The following is an 18,399-nucleotide window of genomic DNA, read 5'->3' on the forward strand; positions in this document are numbered from 1 at the left end:
AATAATTCACAAAAAGACTTTATCAAGACAGCGTTATGGTGTATAATAGCAATAAGTATATAATACTTATTGCGAATGTTCGCCGATTTTGAGGCAGGAACATTGCACCGCTTTAATAAGGGTAATAAATATTTAGGATAGGACGATGATTTATGTCTGTTGAATTTTCTGTTCCGCTGTCGCAAATTGCAGAAGCATTGAACCTCACCGAAGTTTATGTCGCTGAAAATTACAAGGAAACTAACATATCGACTGTTGAAATCAACAGACCGGGACTTGAACTTACGGGTTATCTTGAATTCTTTGACAACAAGCGAATTCAGGTTCTCGGCAACACGGAGTTCTCGTATCTCGGCCGTTACGGTCCCGAGGCTCAGAAAATGGTTATTGACTCCATTTTCAGCTTTGGACCGCCTGCAGTTATAATCTGCCGTGACATTGAACCTTCAAACGCAATTCTCGAGAGTGCAAAACTGCACAAGGTGTCAATTTTCAGCACTCCGCAGAGTACATCGGATCTCACTGCGTCACTTGTACAGTACCTTAACAAAGAGCTTGCTCCGAGAATCACCCGTCACGGCGTTCTTGTTGAAGTGTACGGCGAAGGCTGTCTGCTTACGGGCGACAGCGGTGTCGGTAAGAGTGAAACCGCAATTGAGCTTATCAAGCGTGGTCACCGTCTTGTTGCCGACGATGCCGTTGAAATCAGAAGAACTTCTCTGACAACTCTCTACGGTCAGTCTCCCGAAAATATCCGTCACTTCATTGAGCTTCGGGGTATCGGAATTATCAACGCCAGAAAGCTTTTCGGTATGGGCGCAATCAAACTGCAGGAAAAGATTGATATGGTAATCAACCTTGAGCAATGGGACAGCTCAAAGGTTTATGACAGAATGGGACTTGACAACGAATATATGAAGATTCTCGGAATAGAAGTGCCTACTTTGACAATTCCCGTAAAGCCCGGTCGTAACCTTGCTGTAATTATCGAGGTTGCCGCAATGAATAACAGACAGAAGAAAATGGGTTATAATGCCGCAAGAGAACTTCTCAAAAATCTCGGAATGGCTGTTGAGGATCTTCCGCCGTCACCAAAGGTTATTGTTGATACATGGGAGTAACTGTATCGGATTTTTTATACATTTTAAATGTGCGGAACAGAAATTACATATCATAAACTGACAACGGAGGGTAATTTAATGGATACTACCGATATTATATATAATTATGCTCAAAAGCTTGACTGTGATGCAAGACGATTTGAACCGATGAGCAGACACACTTCATTTAAAATCGGCGGAAAAGCAGATGTTTACATAAAGGTGACAAATCTTTCTCAGCTGATGAAAATTTTAAAGGAATGTGATGCCTGTAAGGAGAAGTATATTCTTCTCGGCAACGGCAGCAATGTTCTTGTTCCCGATGAGGGAATCCACGGCACTGTTCTCCGTCTTGACGGTGATTTCAGAAACATTTCATTGATTGACGACACAACAATCTATTGCGGAGCCGGTGCGGCTTTGGGAAGTCTTTGTAAGTTTGCCCAAAAATGCGGACTTTCGGGACTTGAATATGCGTGGGGAATCCCCGGAACAGTCGGCGGTGCTGTGTTTATGAACGCAGGCGCATACGGCGGTGAAATGAAAGATGTTGTTTACAGCGTTTCTCATATTACAAACAGCGGTGACATCGGCAGAATAGAAGCCGCTGATCTTGGATTCGGCTACAGAACAAGCGTTTACCGCAAAAACGGCTGCATAATTACAGGCGCTGTTTTCAAACTTAAAAAAGATAATCCCGAAGAAATTCAGAACAGAATGAACGATTATATGAACCGCCGTTCGGCAAAACAGCCGCTTGAATATCCCAGCGCCGGCAGCGTGTTCAAAAGACCTGAGGGTGCATTTGCAGGTGCTCTCATTGAGCAGTGCGGACTCAAGGGCAAAACAGTCGGCGGTGCTCAGGTCAGTGAAAAACACGCAGGCTTTATTATTAACAAATCGAAGGCTACGGCAAATGATGTAAAACAGCTTGTGTCTGAAATTCAGAAAACTGTTGAAGATGAAACAGGCTACAAGCTTGAATGTGAACTTATTTTTCTTTAATCAAAAGGTGTAATTTTATGGAATTTGTAATCATTACAGGAATGTCGGGTGCAGGCAAAACAGGTGCTTTGCATGTGCTTGAAGACATCGGCTACTACTGCGTTGACAATCTACCGTCAAGCTTGCTGTCAACACTCTACGATCTTTGCCTTAAATCTGAAGATGATTCAATGAAAAGAGTTGCAGTTGTTGTTGATGTAAGAGGCAACGAAAAATTTGAGGAAATGTGTTCTCAGATTGAACGCTTTAAAAAACGCTATGAAAATGTAAAAGTATTGTTCTTTGACGCAATGACGGACAGGCTCGTTGTTCGTTATAAGGAAACAAGAAGAAGACATCCTCTTTCGGAAAAACTCAAGGACGGTTCGGTACTGTCTGCCGTTGAGCTTGAAAGGGAGCTTCTTTTGCCTGTTAAAAGAACAGCCGATTATAACATTGACACTACATATATGTCAAACAAACAGCTCCGAGAGCGAATTATGTCAATGTTCATGGAGGACACTTCACAAAGCATTACGCTGACATTTATGTCGTTCGGGTTCAAATACGGAATTCCGCTTGAGGCAGATCTCATTATGGATGTGCGTTGTCTGCCTAATCCTTTTTACATTCCCGAACTCAAACATCTTACAGGGCTTGACAAAAAGGTGCGTGACTATGTTCTTGAAAGTGAAGAAACAACCGAATTTTTAAAGCGACTTTTGAGTATGCTCGATTTTTCGGTTCCGCTCTATCTCAAAGAGGGCAAAAGCGAGCTTGTTGTCGGCATAGGTTGTACGGGCGGCAAGCACAGAAGCGTTACAATTGCCATGCAGCTTAACGCTCACTTTCATGAGAAAGGCTATAAGTGCGTTATTCAGCACAGAGATATTGACAGGTAAGGTGCAGAGATGTCATTTTCCTCGGATGTAAAAAAAGAAATTTGTTCGGTTGAACAGTTCGACCGTGAAGCTCTCAAAGCAGAGCTTTACGGAATGCTTTTGTTCAGCAGAAATTTTTCATCAAAAAAAATAACCTTTACAACAGAAAGTAATTATGCGGGAAACCGCCTTATATTTCTTTTACAGAATTTATATATGCCGATAATCGAAAAACAATCGGCGTTGAGAACAAAATCAAGCGACAGCCGCCTTTACAAAATAATCGTGATTGACGAAAACGATTGCAAGCGTATTTTTGAGGATTTCGGACATATTTACGGTCAGGTTACTCTGCGCGTAAACAGGGCAAATCTTTCAAGCGAAGAGCTTACACAATCATTTTTGAGAGGTGTTTTTCTAAGCTGTGGCTCAATATCCGATCCGATGAAAAGCTATCACCTCGAATTTTGCGTTCCTCACAAAAATCTTTCTCAGGATTTGTGCAAGGTGCTTTCCGAAATAACCGAATGTACTCTCGCTCCGAAAACAGTTGTTCGCAGCGGCAGTTATATCGTTTATTTCAAAGAAAGTGAGCAGATTTGCGATTTGCTCACCTACATAGGCGCTCCGATAAGAGCAATGGAGATTATGGGGACAAAGGCGATAAAACAGGTCCGAAACAATGTGAACCGCAGAATCAACGGTGAGGTGGCAAACATCGGAAAAATCGCAACGGCGTCGGCAAAACAGCTTGATGCAATCGAGCATATCAAGAGGACGGTCGGAATTGATTCTCTGCCGGAAGATTTGCGGGAAATTGCATATTTAAGGCTTGAAAATCCCGATATGTCACTTCGTGACTTGGGACAGAATCTTTCAACCCCAATCAGCCGAAGCGGTGCAAATCACCGTATGCAAAGACTGCTTGAATATGCAGGTACAGAGGTAAAAACTAATGGAAAATAAAAATATAACTTTTGAACAGGCAAATGAACTGCTTGAAAAATCAGTTTCAAAAATGGAGAGCGGAGAGCTTACTCTTGAACAGACAATGGAGGAGTATGCAAAAGCGTGTGAGCTTCTTGCTTTTTGTATGAAACAGCTTGAGCAATGCAAGGGTAAGATTATTGATATAAACGAGAAAATTTCAAAGCTTTCAAAGGGTGATGACAATGAGTAAGGATTATGCAAAGATAACCGAAAATGCTTTAACAAACTATCTTCCGAGTGCGGATTGCCGTGAAAAAAAGCTGATTGACGCAATGGCTTACAGCCTTGAGGCAGGCGGAAAGCGTGTCCGTCCGTACCTTGTGTTTTCGTTTAACAGCCTTTGCGGCGGAAGTGAAGAGTCTGCAACGGCATTTGCCTGTGCAGTTGAAATGATTCACACATATTCTCTCATTCACGATGATTTGCCGTGTATGGATAACGATGACCTCAGAAGAGGCAAGCCGTCAAATCATAAGGTTTTCGGTGAGAATATAGCTTTGCTTGCCGGCGACGCACTTTTAACGCTTGCCTTTGAAACCCTTACAAATGAAAAGACAGTAAAAATTTGCGGAACTCCTGCTTGCTGCAGAGGTGTTTCCGTGCTTTCAAAATACGCAGGTGCGACAGGAATGATAGGCGGTCAGGTTATTGACCTTATGAGTGAAAACACGAACGCTCCGATTGAAGTTCTCCGTGAAATGGACTACAAAAAAACAGCCTGTCTTATAAAAGCAGCCTGCGAGCTTGGCTGTATAAGTGCAGGCGCAAACGATAAGCAAATCAAAGCCGCCTCTGAATTTGGCGAGTGCATCGGCATTGCATTCCAAATTCAGGACGATATTCTTGATGTAACCTCATCCGATGAGGAACTCGGCAAGCCTGTAGGCAGTGATGCCGAAAACAGCAAATCAACCTATGTTTCACTTCTCGGAATTGAAAAGTGCAGAGAACTTGTTGATGAACTTACCAAAAAGGCCGTCAATGCGCTACAGGGCTTTGACGGTGATACAACAGAGCTTGGAGATTTTGCATATAAACTTGCAAAAAGAAATAAATAACTTTGTTAAGTAATTTTGATTATACGGATAGGAAATAAATTATGGGTGAGTATGAACTGCTTTCTAAAATTAAATCACCGCATGATGTCAAAAAGCTTAACGGCGAACAGCTTGAAAACCTGTGTACCGAAATAAGAGAGAAGCTTGTTGAAACTGTATCTGTAAACGGTGGACACCTTTCGCCTAACCTTGGCGTTGTTGAGCTTACCGTTGCTCTTGAGCGTAGCTTTAATCTGCCGAAAGACAGCATTGTATGGGATGTCGGACATCAGGCATATACCCACAAGCTGTTGACGGGACGCTATGAGCAGTTTGACACAATCCGCAAAAAAGGCGGAATTTCAGGCTTTCCGAAGCGTGCCGAGAGCAAATACGACGATTTTAACACAGGCCACAGCAGTACATCAATATCAGCCGCATACGGTATTGCAAGAGCAAAACACCTTATGGGCGACCAAAGCTACACAGTTGCCGTAATCGGTGACGGTTCGTTCACAGGCGGACTTGCTTTTGAGGGAATGAACAACTCGGGCAGATTTAATAAAAATTTCATTGTTGTTCTCAATGATAACAAAATGTCCATTTCACCGAATGTAGGCGCATTGTCACGCTACCTTACAACGGTAAGAATTCAGCCGTGGTATATGCGAGTCAAGAAAATTACGGAAAAAATTCTTTCACACATTCCGCTTGTCGGAAAACCGCTTAAAAGATTTTTGCAGGGAGGAAAATCAAAACTTAAAAATCTTGTGTACAAAAACACTCTTTTTGACTGCTTCGGTTTTACCTATCTCGGACCTATTGACGGTCATAACATTGATGAGCTTGAAAATGCGTTTGAGTGTGCCAAAAAGGTGAATTCTCCCGTTCTTGTTCATGTTGTCACCAAAAAAGGAAAAGGTTATCAGCCTGCCGAGGACAATCCGGGCGGATTTCACGGAATCGGTCAGTTTGATATTGATTCCGGCGAGCCTCTTTCAAGCCACAGGGGGTTTTCGGCTGAGTTCGGAAAGACTATGTGTGAGCTTGCCGAAGACGATAAAAAGATTTGTGCAATCACAGCCGCAATGTCGGGAGGTACGGGACTTACCGAATTTTCAAAGCTTTATAAAGAAAGATTTTTTGATGTAGGTATTGCAGAAGAGCACGCAGTAACCTTTGGATGCGGACTTGCCGCAAAAGGTATGCGTCCTGTTTTTGCTGTGTATTCAACATTTTTGCAGAGAGCCTATGATCAGCTTTTGCACGATGCGGCTCTCGGAAAACTTCACCTTGTAATCGGTGTTGACCGTTCGGGAATTGTAGGCGATGACGGTGAAACTCATCAGGGTGTGTTTGATGTTTCGATACTCAACACCATTCCGAACACAACAATTTTTTCTCCGGCATATTTTGACGGTATGAGAAAATCTCTTTCAACCGCAATCTACATTTGCGACAGCCTTGCCGTTGTGCGTTATCCTCGCGGCGGAGAGCTTTACAGACCTGATGATTTCGGTGAAGAAAATCTTTCTTACGATGTTTACGGAAATCCGAATTGTAAAAATCTTCTCATAACCTACGGCAGACTTTTCTCTTACGCCTGCAAGGCTAAAGAAACTCTTGCAAAACAGGGTATTGAGATTTGTATATTAAAACTTTGCAGAATTAAACCGATTGATGAAAATGCCGTTGATTTTGCGGCTGCTTTTGAAAATGTGTGGTTCTTTGAAGAGGGAATCAAAAACGGAGGCATTGCAAGAAACTTCTCCGATTTACTCTGTTGCACTTCATTCTGCGGAGATTATCACATAAAGGCTATAAATGACAAATTTGTTAAGCAGATGTCAGTAAGTGAGGCTCTTCATGAGCTTAAGCTTGACAATGACGGAATGGTAAACACCATTACCAAAAATTTAAAGGAAAAGAATTAGGATGAAAAAAAGACTTGATATTCTTGTATATGAAAAGGGCTTTACCGACAGCCGTGAAAAGGCTAAGGCGATTATAATGTCGGGGCAGGTTTATGTTGACAATCAGAAAGCCGACAAGTGCGGAACTTCTTATGATGAAAATGTTAAAATTGAAGTAAGGGGCAACACGCAAAAATATGTCAGCCGTGGCGGTTTAAAGCTTGAAAAGGCCATAGACAATTTTGACTTTGATTTAAAAGATAAGATAGCAATGGATATCGGTGCGTCAACAGGCGGCTTTACCGACTGTATGCTCCAAAACGGTGCAAAAAAGGTGTATTCAATTGATGTCGGCTATGGACAGCTTGCATGGAAGCTTCGCAACGACCCCCGTGTTGTCAACCTTGAACGCACCAATATGAGAAAGGTTACAAGGGAGCAGGTTCCCGATGAAATCGACTTTTTCTCGGTTGATGTTTCGTTCATTTCATTAAAGCTGATTCTGCCTGTTGCAAGACAGCTTATGAGCGAAAACGCACAGGCGGTCTGCCTAATCAAACCGCAGTTTGAGGCAGGCAGGGAAAAGGTGGGCAAAAAGGGCGTAGTTCGTGATCCTGCCGTCCATGTGGAGGTTGTCAGAAAAATATTTGATTTCTGCCTTGAAAACGGCTTTGATGTACTTAATCTCGACTATTCGCCAATCAAAGGTCCCGAGGGCAATATAGAATACCTTATCCACCTTCGCAAAAGCGACGATCCAAAATCATACACAGATGTAACACCCGAGCAGCTTGTTGAAAATTCACATGCCGCTCTTGATAAAAAATGAGCAGGTGTTTTTATGAAATTTGCATTAGTGGTCAATCTTTCAAAAGAAAGAGCAATTAAATATGCAAAAAAGATTTCTCTTTTTCTTCTTGATAAAAATGCAGAAATTGCTATGATTGAGGAATGCAGTCAGTATTTTAAGGGAATCCACATTCATTATTCAAAAAACATTACGGAGCTTTTTGAATACTGCGATATGGCGATTACGGTAGGCGGTGACGGAACGATTATCCATGCCGCAAAATATGCCGCAAAAGCCGATAAACAGCTTATCGGTGTGAATGTCGGCAGACTTGGTTTTGCCGCAGATGTTGAACCGCACGAATATGAACAGCTTGAACGACTTCTTACGGGCGATTACGCAACAGAAGAGAGAATTTTGCTTGATGTTGAGGTCATAAAAGAGGACGGCTCAAAGCACTATCTTGCAGTAAACGATGCCGTTGTCGCAAGAGGTCAGCTTTCAAAAACAATTGATTTGCACCTGAGTCTTGACGGTGACGAAATTTCAAAATACAGAGCAGACGGTTTGCTCTTTGCAACTCCGACAGGCTCAACCGCTTATTCATTGTCAGCAGGCGGACCTATCCTCGCGCCGAAAATGGAATGTATTCTTATGACTCCTGTTTGTCCGCACTCGTTATTTTCCCGTTCCGTACTTTTCAGCGGAGAATCGGAGCTTTCGGTTCATGTTAAAATCCCCGAAGAATGCTGTTGCGTGCTGACAATTGACGGTGAAAAGAATGTTCCGATACTTGCAACCGACAGGGTTGTAATCCGCAAATCCGATTTAAAGCTTAAACTTGCGTTACTCCACAACCGCAATTTTTATAAGCTGCTCAATGAAAAACTGAAAGAGAGGGATTTCTGATGAAAACAGGGCGACACGCACGAATTCTTGATATTATAGCCGAACATCCGATTGAAACACAGGATGAACTGCTCACTCGACTTCGTGAGGAAGGTTTCAAGGCAACGCAGGCTACAATTTCAAGAGATATCAAGGATTTACGCCTTGTTAAAACTCTCGGAAGTGACGGAAAATACCGCTATGTTTCTGCATCTCGCAGTTCAACCGATATCCGTACCAATTTTTCAAATCTTTTCAGCACTTCGGTAGATTCAATTGATGTTGCGCAAAATCTTGTTGTAATAAAAACCCTCAGCGGTATGGCTCAGGCAGTTTGTGCCGCACTCGATTCTGCCGACTATCCGTCTGTTGTCGGAACAATTGCAGGTGACGATACAATCTTCATTGCCTGCCGAACAGCCGACCTTGCTGTGTCGCTTACCGAAGAACTCAAAAAGCTAATTTGACAGGACTGATTGAAATGCTCAGAACTTTATATATAGAAAACATTGCCGTGATTGAAAAAACTTCAATAGATTTTGAAAACGGTCTTAATGTCCTCACAGGTGAAACAGGTGCAGGTAAAAGTATAATAATTGACGCAATCAACGCAATTATGGGACAGCGTACATCAAAGGAAATTATTCGCACCGAGGCTGATTCAGCCTTTGTAAGCGCCCAATTTGACGATATTAACCAAAGCATTGTTGAAAAGCTTGATGAACTCGGCTTTTCCGATGACGAGGGAATGCTCATTTTGCAGAGAACTCTCAACAGAAACGGCAAGAGCAGTTGTAAAATCAACGGAAAGCCTGCAACGGTTTCAATGCTCAAGGAACTCTCAAAGCATCTTATAAACATTCACGGTCAGCACGAAAGCTACGAACTTTTCTCTTCCGAAACTCATATTGATTATATTGACCGTTTCGGCGGTTGTGAAAAGCTTTTGACTGATTATAAAAAATGTTATGATGAATATAAAATTCTCAAAAAGAAATTAAATTCAGCCGATTCGGACGAAAGTGAAAGATTGAAAGAAATTGATTTACTTTCATATCAGGTAAATGAACTCACAGAATCCGATGTTAAGCAGGGCGAAGAACAGGAGCTTGAGAGCGAAAGAACAGCGCTTATGAGCTTTGAGAAAATCTTTTCTCTGCTCAATGATGCTAAAATGGCTCTTGACGGTGACGAAAACTACGGCGGCGGTCTTGAATCGGTCGATTCTGCATCAACTGCCCTTCAAAAAGCGTCATCATATAATGCTGAATATGAAGAAATTGCAAATACGCTTACAGATGCATATTACAATTTAAAGGATTGTTGCGACAGCATTTCCGACGCTATTGATTCGCTTGAATCAGATCCACAAAGGCTTGAAGAAGTTGAAGAAAGGCTTGACCTTATCAACCGTCTTACAAGAAAATATAATTGCCCGTCAGACGAGCTTTCGGAACTTGCCGAAAAATATCAGGCAAGACTTGACGAACTTGTGAACTATGACCGCAACCGTGACGAGCTTGCGGAAAAATGCAGAGAAAGCGAAGAAAAAATGCTTGCGGCTGCCGAAAAACTCGGTACTCTCCGCAGAAAAACCGCAAAAACCTTTGCAACAAAAGTAAAATCCGAAATGGCATTTTTGAATATGCCGAATGTTGAGCTTGTTCCGTACTTTGAAAAGTGCGAACCAAATTCAAAGGGTACGGATAAAATGGAACTGCTCATCTCCGCAAACCCGGGTGAAACACCTCGCCCTGTTGCAAAAATCGCATCGGGCGGTGAGCTTTCAAGAATGATGCTTGCAATTAAAACTGTTCTTGCAAGCACGGATACGGTTGATACCCTCATTTTTGATGAGGTTGACACAGGTATTTCGGGTTCAGCGGCAGAAAAGGTCGGCTTAAAACTGCGTGAAGTCAGCAAAAGCAGTCAGGTTCTCTGCGTAACACATCAGGCACAAATCGCCGCCCTTGCCGATTCTCACTATCTTATCCGCAAACAGGTTGAAAAAGGAAGAACATTTACAAATGTAACCCTCCTTGACCATAACGGCAGAGCAGGCGAGCTTGCACGAATAATCGGCGGTGTTGATATAACCGATGCCGCACTTAAACATGCAGAATCAATGCTTGAAAAGTACAATAACTGATTTTGAAAGGAGTAACGAATATGACGAATGAAGCAATATTAAGCAGTAACGGAAATTATACACTATTCAGCTTTAACGGCTATGTTATCAGATTCAGAACTTCATCAAAACTCGAAAGATATACAAAAATACTTGAATGGGAAAACGGTTATATTGCAGTGACAGCAAAATATAAAGGGCTTCCCGAAGAAGAAGAATATATAGATTTAGTGCCGATTCTTGAAAATCTGTATATTGATCCTGATGAATTTTTAAAACAGATAGAGAAAGTGAGAATCAGTTATGATTGATTTTAAGACAATTGCTGACAATGCTGATTTGATTATAAACGGTTATGCGTTTACAAAATCAGGAGATTACATCAGGGTTTTAAATTTGAATCGCCTTAATAAAGCACTCGTATTTGATTATAATCAGGAAGTAATTGAAACAAGTATGGATGATATAGAAATTCAGATTGTATTTGATTATTATAATAAAAACAAAAAATATATGGAGGTGTAGCCGTGCCTAAATATTATGAATTTAAAGTATGCGGTTACTATCTCTATTATACCGCACATTGTATTATTGAGGCTATGCATGTCCATGCAAGTGATAAGAAACTTACTGAATCTGGTTCAGCTAAGTTTTTTGTTAAAAGTAACGGTGACACAACTGTTGAAAGACAGGGAATCATCTCTGAAAGAGAAGTAAGAATTATTCGTGAATTTATTAAGGATAACTACAAAGATATGTATCTTAAATGGAACGAATTAAGCAATAACGGATTCTTTGGTGAATAATTTATTAAACTATACAAACGAAAGGGAGCGGCATTTTGAAGCTGTGGTCGGTTGCAAAACTTGATAAAACTAAGGCGGGGGAGATTCAGTCCCGCTATGAGCTGCCTGCAATTGTTGCAATGCTGCTCCAGATACGGAATATTACAACGAATGATGAAATTGAAAGCTTTCTTTACAATGATTCTTTCGTTGCCGATCCGTTTGAAATAAAAGATATGGATAAGGCTGTTGAACGCATTAACAAGGCTCTTGATTGCGGTGAACCGATTTGTGTTTACGGTGATTATGATGCCGATGGTGTCACATCAACAGCACTTTTGTATTCTTACCTTGAAACAATTGATGCAAACGCAATGTACTATATTCCGTCCCGTGAAACAGAGGGCTACGGAATGAATAAAAACGCTGTTGACAAGCTCAACGAGCGTGGAATAAAGCTCATAATTACCGTTGATAACGGAATTGCGGCAGCACAGGAGGTTGAATACGCAAGCTCACTCGGAATTGACACGGTTATAACAGACCACCATATGCCGTCAGGCGAGTTGCCGAAGGCTTGTGCCGTAGTTGACTTGCACAGAAGGGACTGCAAAAGCAGGTTTAAAAATCTTTCGGGTGTCGGTGTTGCCTTTAAGCTGATTATGGCTCTTGAGGGAGAGTACTGTGACACAACAACCCTGCTTGAGAACTATTCGGATCTTTTGAGCATCGGCACAATCGGTGATGTTGTTGAGTTGAAGGATGAAAACCGAGTGTTTGTCAAGCACGGACTTGAAAGCATTACAAATACCGACCGTCCGGGATTGCAGGCACTTATCAAAGACTCCGGACTTACAGGCAAAGTAATATCTTCAACTAATGTGTCGTTTACAATCGTTCCGAGAATCAATGCGGCAGGCCGACTCGGCTTGTCCGAAAAATCAGTATCGCTCCTTCTTACGGAAGATTATGAGGAAGCCGATGAAATCTCATCTCAGCTTTGCTGTGACAACTCCGAAAGGCAGGAGATTGAGCGTGACATTCTTGAAAAAATTGACGAAATTATCCGCAGAAAGCCGTCGCTTGTCAATGATAAAATTATTGTTATTGACGGTGAAAACTGGCATCAGGGTGTAATCGGACTCATTGCCGCCAAAGTCAAAGAGGCTTACGGCAAGCCTGCAATTGTCATTTCAAAGCTTGGCGGTACTGCAAAGGGTTCAGGCAGAAGCGTTGAGGGATTTCCCCTTTGTGACGCTGTTTTTGCTTGCTCAGACCTGCTTACACACAGAGGCGGTCATCCAATGGCGGTCGGACTTTCTCTTGATCCCGAAAATATACCTGCTTTCCGCAAAAAAATAAACGAATTTGCCGATAATTTCGGTAAGATGCCCTACGATAAAATCAACATTGATTGCAAACTTAACCCTGCGTACATAAATCTTGATTTATTAGATTCTCTCTCGCTTATGCAGCCATACGGTGCCGGCAATCCGACACCTGTTTTCGGTTTGTATAATATGACTCTGAGAAATATTACTCCGCTTTCGGGCAATAAGCACCTAAGACTTACGCTGTCACGCGGCAACACACAGATTACAGCTATGAAGTTTTTCACTTCAACCGAAGAATTTCCGTATAAAATCGGTGAAACGCTCGACCTTGCGGTAAATCTTGACCGCAATGAGTTTAACGGAAATGTGTCTGTTTCCGTGATTGTCAGAAATATTAAATCATCGGACTGCGATACCGAAAAGCTCCTTGACAGCCGTACAAACTACGAGGATTTTTGCAGAGGAAAACAGCTTGACAGCTCACAGCTTTCCGATTTAATGCCTGACAGAAATGATTTTGCCTTGCTTTACAGATATTTAAAAAATAGCAGTGGGTATGCCTTTGATACCGCAATTTTGCCTCATATGCTTGACAACAGGCTGTCTTTTGGTAAAATTAAAGTAATCCTTGAGGCTATGAGAGAACTCGGTCTTATAGAATTTTCAGACGGAATGAAAACCTCCGGAATATCCGTTCTGCCTGTAAACGGCAAGGTTTCTCTTGAGTCTGCTCCGATTATCAGGAAATTAAGAGAGGTATTTTGATGGGAAAATTTTCAAATGTTGCACATTATCAGGATTTTACGGAACTGAAAAAGATTCTTTCCGCATCTGCTGCCAACACTTACGATATGGATAAAATCGAAAAGGCATATAAATTTGCCGAAAAAGCTCACGGTGACCAGCGCAGAGTATCGGGAATTCCGTACATTCTTCATCCCGTTTCAGTAGCCTGTATTGTTGCAGAGCTCGGTATGGATACCGATTCCGTCTGCGGTGCGTTGCTGCATGATACTGTTGAGGACACAGGAGTAACACTTGAAGAGGTTACAAAACTTTTCGGTCACGATGTTGCTAAGCTGATTGACGGCGTTACAAAAATTTCAAAAATTCCGTACTCAACCCGTGAACAGCAACAAGCCGAAAATATAAGAAAAATGCTTATCGCAATGGCTGATGATATCCGTGTAATTATCATTAAGCTTGCCGACAGGCTTCACAATATGCGTACAATGAACTGTATGCCCGAACAAAAGAGGAGAGATAAATCACTTGAAAATATGCAGGTGTTTGCTCCGATTGCTCATCGGCTCGGTATCAAAACAATAAAAGATGAGCTTGAGGATCGTTCTCTCCAGTACCTTGATCCAATCGGTTATAAGGAAATCGAAGACGACCTTCTTATGACGGAGGAGGACCGTGACAAATTTATTGAATCCATCAAGACTCAGATTCTTGCAAAAACCGAGGGTATAATTCCCGGTGTTTATATCAGCGGCAGAGTTAAAAGTATTAACAGTATTTACCGCAAAACATATATGCAGGGCAAAACAATGGATCAGATTTTTGACATTTTTGCCGTGCGTGTAATCGTTGACACAGTATCCGACTGCTACAATGTTCTCGGTGTAGTTCATGATATATTCAAGCCTATTCCTAACCGCTTTAAGGACTATATATCAATGCCTAAGCCGAATATGTACCAGTCGCTCCATACAACCGTACTCGACAAAAACGCAATTCCTTTTGAAATTCAGATAAGAACATGGGAAATGCATTACACCGCCGAATACGGAATCGCTGCCCATTGGAAGTATAAGCTTGGAATGGGCGCAGGCGGCAAAAATAATGACAAAATGGAGGAAAACATCAAAAAGGTCAAGGATATGATTCTTGATCAGCTTGAGGCTGAAGATGTTACCGACATCGCAAAGAATATCAGAAACGATTTTACGGAAAACGATGTTTATGTGTTCAGCCCGAGAGGCGATGTGTTCAATCTTCCGCAGGGTTCAACTCCGATTGATATGGCTTATCTTATTCACACACAGGTAGGTCACAGAATGGTCGGCGCTAAAATTAACGGAAAAATCGTTCCTATTGACTATAAGCTTAAAACAGGCGATATCTGTGAAATTATCACCCAGAAAGAGGAGCACCCAAACAGGGCATGGGTTGATATCTGTAAAACCGCATCGGCAAAATCAAAAATCCGTTCATGGTACAAACATGAAAAGCGTGATGAGAATATTGTTGAAGGCAGGCAGATGCTTGACAAGGAATTTAAGCGTCACGGAATCAATCTTTCCGAGGAAGAATATCCCGAGTTTCTTCAAAAGCTGATGATTAAAAAGCAGTATAATTCCATGGATGATTTCTATGCCGCAGTAGGCTACGGCGGTATTCAGCTTTGGAAGATAATGCCAAGGCTCAAAGAGGAATATCAGAAAGCATATGCGTCAGATATTGAAGAAATTGATGTTCCGCAAGCACCCGTAAAGCGACCGAAGGCATCCGCAGGCGTTGTAATTGAGGGTGCTGACGATGTTCTTGTAAAATTCTCAAAGTGCTGCAATCCTCTGCCGGGTGACGATATCATCGGCTATATTACAAGGGGCTACGGCGTTTCAATTCACAAAAGACATTGCACAAATGTGCCGAAAGATATCAGCAAGAGTGAAGAACCTGAAAGATGGGTAAGCTGTTACTGGGAGGACGAGGTCGGAGAGGCATTTAGAAGTACGCTCCAGATTACCGCAACCGACAGAACAGGACTTCTTGCAGATGTTACAATCAAGCTTTCGGATATGCACATTTTTATACACTCTCTAAATTCAAGAGAAGCGGGCAACGGACTTGCCGTAGTTACGGCAACAATTGATGTTATGGGCAGAAATCACCTTCGCGGTGTAATTTCAAAGCTTTCCGACATCAACGGAACAATTGAAGTAAAAAGACTGTAATTGGGGTTATAATTTATGAAAGCAATTTTACAGAGAGTTACCGAGGCCAAGGTTGAGGTCGATTCAAAAACCGTGGGCGAAATCGGTATTGGTTTTCTTATTCTTCTCGGAGTTGAAAACGGCGACACCGAAAAAGAGGCGGACGCACTTGCCGCAAAAATTGCAGGGCTGAGAATTTTTACAGATGAAAATGATAAAATGAATCTTGCTCTTGCCGATGTAAACGGTTCGGTGCTTGTAATTTCAAATTTTACCCTTTGTGCAGACTGTTCTCACGGCAGACGGCCAAACTTTATGGCAGCCGCAAGACCCGACACAGCCAATCCTCTCTATGAATATTTCTGCAAAAAAATGCACTATAACGGAATTGAGCGTGTTGAAAAGGGAATTTTCGGTGCCGATATGAAGGTTTCGCTTGTTAATGACGGTCCCGTTACTATTGAAATCAACACAAAGGATTTGAAAATATGATAGATGTAAAAATTTTTAATGTTACGGTTCTTATGACAAACTGTTGTCTGCTTACAGACAGAAAAACAGGCAAAATGGCTGTAACCGATCCGGGCGCACCGAATGAAGAACTCAATTCCGAAATTGAGAAAAACGGCGGAAAGCTTGAATATGTAATTCTTACACACGGTCACTACGACCACATAAGCTATGCAAAACAGCTTGCCGAAAAGTTTGACGCTAAGATTGTTACGGGAGAGAAGAATAACGAATTTCTCAGCAATCCTGCACTCAATCTTACCGAAAAGCACAGACTTTCACTCAAACCGTTTTCAGCCGATATTCTGCTTAAAGACGGTGACAAATTTATGCTCGGCAACACTGAAATCAAATATATCACCACACCTGGACATACAAGCGGTTGCGGTTCATATATTTTTGATGACACAATCATTTCGGGAGATACTCTTTTCTGCGAGTCATACGGCAGAACAGACCTTCCCACAGGTGACGACGCCGAAATGGCAAAGTCAATCAAAAAGCTTAAAAATCTTGAGGGTGATTATCGTGTAATTCCCGGTCACGGCCCGACAACAACCCTTGACCACGAGAGAAAATACAATCCGCTGATGAGGATTCTTTAATATGAATTTATATGTAAAAAATCACAATTTTCATTTTGAACTTGAAAATCTTACAAGGCTTTTCTTTCCAAATGAAAAAATAACGGTAATAAGAGATTTTTCTGAACCACAGCCTCCGTATATCTATACGGAGGTTTCGGATAAAATTACAATTTCGGTGAATATCGGTTCTTTTAATAAGTCCGAAACAGCTGTGAAAAAGCTTACGGATGATGACAACGAGCTTGTTTCGGCACAGCTTTTGTACAAACTTCTTTGTGATTTTACGGGACTTACACAGCCGTGGGGAATACTTACGGGAGTTCGCCCAGTAAAGCTTTTAAGAAAACTTGCCGAAGAATCAAATGAAGAACAGGCTGTGAAAAAGTTTTTAAACGACTTTTTTGTCAGCAACGAAAAAACAGCATTGTCAAGGGAAACCGAGCATAACGAAAGAAAAATTCTTGAACTTTCAAGACCCGAATCTTTCAGCCTTTATGTCGGAATCCCTTTTTGTCCGTCAAGATGCAGTTATTGCTCATTTGTAATGGCGTCAATCGAAAGGGCTGAAAAGCTGATTGAACCGTACACAAAGCTATTATGCGAAGAAATTAAACGGACAGCCGAAATTGCAAACAAGCTTGGTTTAAGGCTTGAAACCGTATATTTCGGCGGCGGCACTCCCACTACTCTGAGTGCCGAACAGCTTGACACGGTGCTTAGAACAGTAAACAAATGCTTTGATATGTCAACCTGCCGTGAATTTACAGTTGAGGCAGGTCGACCCGACACAATAGACAGCGCAAAACTTTTTGCCTTAAAAGAAAATAAAGTTGACCGAATCAGCATAAATCCGCAGACAACAAACGATGAGGTGCTGAAAACTATCGGCAGAAAGCATACTGCTCAGCAGTTTTTTGACGCTTTTGAGCTTGCAAGAAAATGCGGCTTTGATAATATCAACACAGACCTGATTGCAGGCTTGCCGACAGATACCCCCGAAAGCTTCAAAAATTCACTCGATTCAATCGTCAGGCTGAATGCGGAATGTATCACGGTTCACACTCTTTGTATGAAAAGAGCGTCCCGCCTTACAACCGAGGGAGTAACGCTTGATTTGCAACAGGCGAGAGATGCAAGAGAAATGCTTGCCTACACGCAGAATATTCTCGGACAAAACGAGTACATTCCGTACTATATGTACCGTCAGAGCAGGATGGTCGGCAATCTTGAAAATGTCGGCTGGTCAAAAAGAGGCTTTGAAAGCCTGTACAATGTTTATGTTATGGACGAAACCCACACAATCCTTGCCTGCGGTTCGGGCGGTGTTACAAAACTGAAACGAAATAATCCCGATTATCTCGAAAGAATATTCAATTTTAAATATCCGTACGAATACATTGACCGTTTTGATGAACTTATTCAAAGAAAGTCAGGAATAATGCAGTTTTATGGTCAATAACACAGTTGATAATTGCTCCCGACAGTGCTATAATACGACATATGCGATTGAAAAAAATAAAATTGTCATAT

Annotated in this window: 19 protein-coding genes; all 19 read left to right on the forward strand. The window is 41.8% G+C overall.

Annotation, left to right across the window (positions count from 1 at the left end; genetic code table 11):
- Positions 1–152: 152 nt before the first annotated feature.
- Positions 153–1,121: an HPr(Ser) kinase/phosphatase gene (gene hprK / locus RBATCC27255_RS08245; RefSeq protein ID WP_101029545.1), complete on the forward strand. Its 969-nt coding sequence runs from the start codon at positions 153–155 to the stop codon at positions 1,119–1,121.
- Positions 1,122–1,199: 78 nt separating this feature from the next.
- Positions 1,200–2,105 carry a UDP-N-acetylmuramate dehydrogenase gene (murB, locus tag RBATCC27255_RS08250; RefSeq protein ID WP_101029546.1) on the forward strand — a complete coding sequence of 302 codons (906 nt, stop codon included), beginning with the start codon at positions 1,200–1,202 and terminating at the stop codon, positions 2,103–2,105.
- Positions 2,106–2,122: 17 nt separating this feature from the next.
- Positions 2,123–2,986 (forward strand): RNase adapter RapZ, encoded by an 864-nt coding sequence (rapZ, locus tag RBATCC27255_RS08255; protein WP_101029547.1) that lies wholly within the window; start codon positions 2,123–2,125, stop codon positions 2,984–2,986.
- Positions 2,987–2,995: 9 nt separating this feature from the next.
- Positions 2,996–3,931 carry a DNA-binding protein WhiA gene (gene whiA / locus RBATCC27255_RS08260; protein WP_101029548.1) on the forward strand — a complete coding sequence of 312 codons (936 nt, stop codon included), beginning with the start codon at positions 2,996–2,998 and terminating at the stop codon, positions 3,929–3,931.
- Entirely contained in the window at positions 3,921–4,145 is a 225-nt protein-coding gene (gene xseB, locus RBATCC27255_RS08265) for an exodeoxyribonuclease VII small subunit (protein WP_101029549.1), read from the forward strand. Before whiA ends, xseB begins: the two co-directional genes overlap by 11 nt.
- Positions 4,138–5,013: a polyprenyl synthetase family protein gene (locus RBATCC27255_RS08270; protein ID WP_242958620.1), complete on the forward strand. Its 876-nt coding sequence runs from the start codon at positions 4,138–4,140 to the stop codon at positions 5,011–5,013. Before xseB ends, RBATCC27255_RS08270 begins: the two co-directional genes overlap by 8 nt.
- Before the next feature lie 41 nt (positions 5,014–5,054).
- Positions 5,055–6,926: a 1-deoxy-D-xylulose-5-phosphate synthase gene (dxs, locus tag RBATCC27255_RS08275; protein ID WP_101029551.1), complete on the forward strand. Its 1,872-nt coding sequence runs from the start codon at positions 5,055–5,057 to the stop codon at positions 6,924–6,926.
- A 1-nt stretch (position 6,927) separates the two neighbouring features.
- Entirely contained in the window at positions 6,928–7,734 is an 807-nt protein-coding gene (locus RBATCC27255_RS08280) for a TlyA family RNA methyltransferase (protein ID WP_101029552.1), read from the forward strand.
- A gap of 12 nt (positions 7,735–7,746) precedes the next feature.
- Positions 7,747–8,604 carry an NAD(+)/NADH kinase gene (locus tag RBATCC27255_RS08285; RefSeq protein ID WP_101029553.1) on the forward strand — a complete coding sequence of 286 codons (858 nt, stop codon included), beginning with the start codon at positions 7,747–7,749 and terminating at the stop codon, positions 8,602–8,604.
- On the forward strand, positions 8,604–9,050 hold the full coding sequence (argR, locus tag RBATCC27255_RS08290) for an arginine repressor (protein ID WP_101029554.1): 447 nt from the start codon (positions 8,604–8,606) through the stop codon (positions 9,048–9,050). The genes RBATCC27255_RS08285 and argR overlap by 1 nt, the downstream gene beginning before the upstream one ends.
- A gap of 14 nt (positions 9,051–9,064) precedes the next feature.
- On the forward strand, positions 9,065–10,732 hold the full coding sequence (gene recN / locus RBATCC27255_RS08295; RefSeq protein ID WP_101029555.1) for a DNA repair protein RecN: 1,668 nt from the start codon (positions 9,065–9,067) through the stop codon (positions 10,730–10,732).
- A gap of 20 nt (positions 10,733–10,752) precedes the next feature.
- Positions 10,753–11,022, forward strand: a complete 270-nt coding sequence (locus RBATCC27255_RS08300; RefSeq protein ID WP_021884172.1) for a DUF7724 family protein — start codon at positions 10,753–10,755, stop codon at positions 11,020–11,022.
- The gene (locus RBATCC27255_RS08305) at positions 11,015–11,236 is read left to right on the forward strand and encodes a DUF7723 family protein (RefSeq protein ID WP_101029556.1); all 222 of its coding nucleotides are present in this window, start codon (positions 11,015–11,017) and stop codon (positions 11,234–11,236) included. Before RBATCC27255_RS08300 ends, RBATCC27255_RS08305 begins: the two co-directional genes overlap by 8 nt.
- A 2-nt stretch (positions 11,237–11,238) precedes the next feature.
- Positions 11,239–11,517, forward strand: coding sequence for a DUF4160 domain-containing protein (locus RBATCC27255_RS08310; protein ID WP_101029557.1), 279 nt, complete (start codon positions 11,239–11,241; stop codon positions 11,515–11,517).
- Positions 11,518–11,552: 35 nt separating this feature from the next.
- Positions 11,553–13,595 carry a single-stranded-DNA-specific exonuclease RecJ gene (gene recJ, locus RBATCC27255_RS08315; RefSeq protein ID WP_101029558.1) on the forward strand — a complete coding sequence of 681 codons (2,043 nt, stop codon included), beginning with the start codon at positions 11,553–11,555 and terminating at the stop codon, positions 13,593–13,595.
- A complete protein-coding gene (locus RBATCC27255_RS08320; protein WP_187128357.1) occupies positions 13,595–15,793 on the forward strand; it encodes a RelA/SpoT family protein in 2,199 nt (732 codons plus the stop codon). The genes recJ and RBATCC27255_RS08320 overlap by 1 nt, the downstream gene beginning before the upstream one ends.
- Before the next feature lie 15 nt (positions 15,794–15,808).
- Positions 15,809–16,264, forward strand: a complete 456-nt coding sequence (dtd, locus tag RBATCC27255_RS08325; protein WP_101029559.1) for a D-aminoacyl-tRNA deacylase — start codon at positions 15,809–15,811, stop codon at positions 16,262–16,264.
- Positions 16,261–16,887 (forward strand): MBL fold metallo-hydrolase, encoded by a 627-nt coding sequence (locus tag RBATCC27255_RS08330; protein ID WP_101029560.1) that lies wholly within the window; start codon positions 16,261–16,263, stop codon positions 16,885–16,887. The genes dtd and RBATCC27255_RS08330 overlap by 4 nt, the downstream gene beginning before the upstream one ends.
- A 1-nt stretch (position 16,888) precedes the next feature.
- Entirely contained in the window at positions 16,889–18,328 is a 1,440-nt protein-coding gene (gene hemZ, locus RBATCC27255_RS08335; RefSeq protein ID WP_101029561.1) for a coproporphyrinogen dehydrogenase HemZ, read from the forward strand.
- The last annotated feature ends 71 nt before the right edge of the window (positions 18,329–18,399 follow it).

It is taken from the genome of Ruminococcus bromii, assembly GCF_002834225.1.
Classification (GTDB): domain Bacteria; phylum Bacillota; class Clostridia; order Oscillospirales; family Acutalibacteraceae; genus Ruminococcoides; species Ruminococcoides bromii.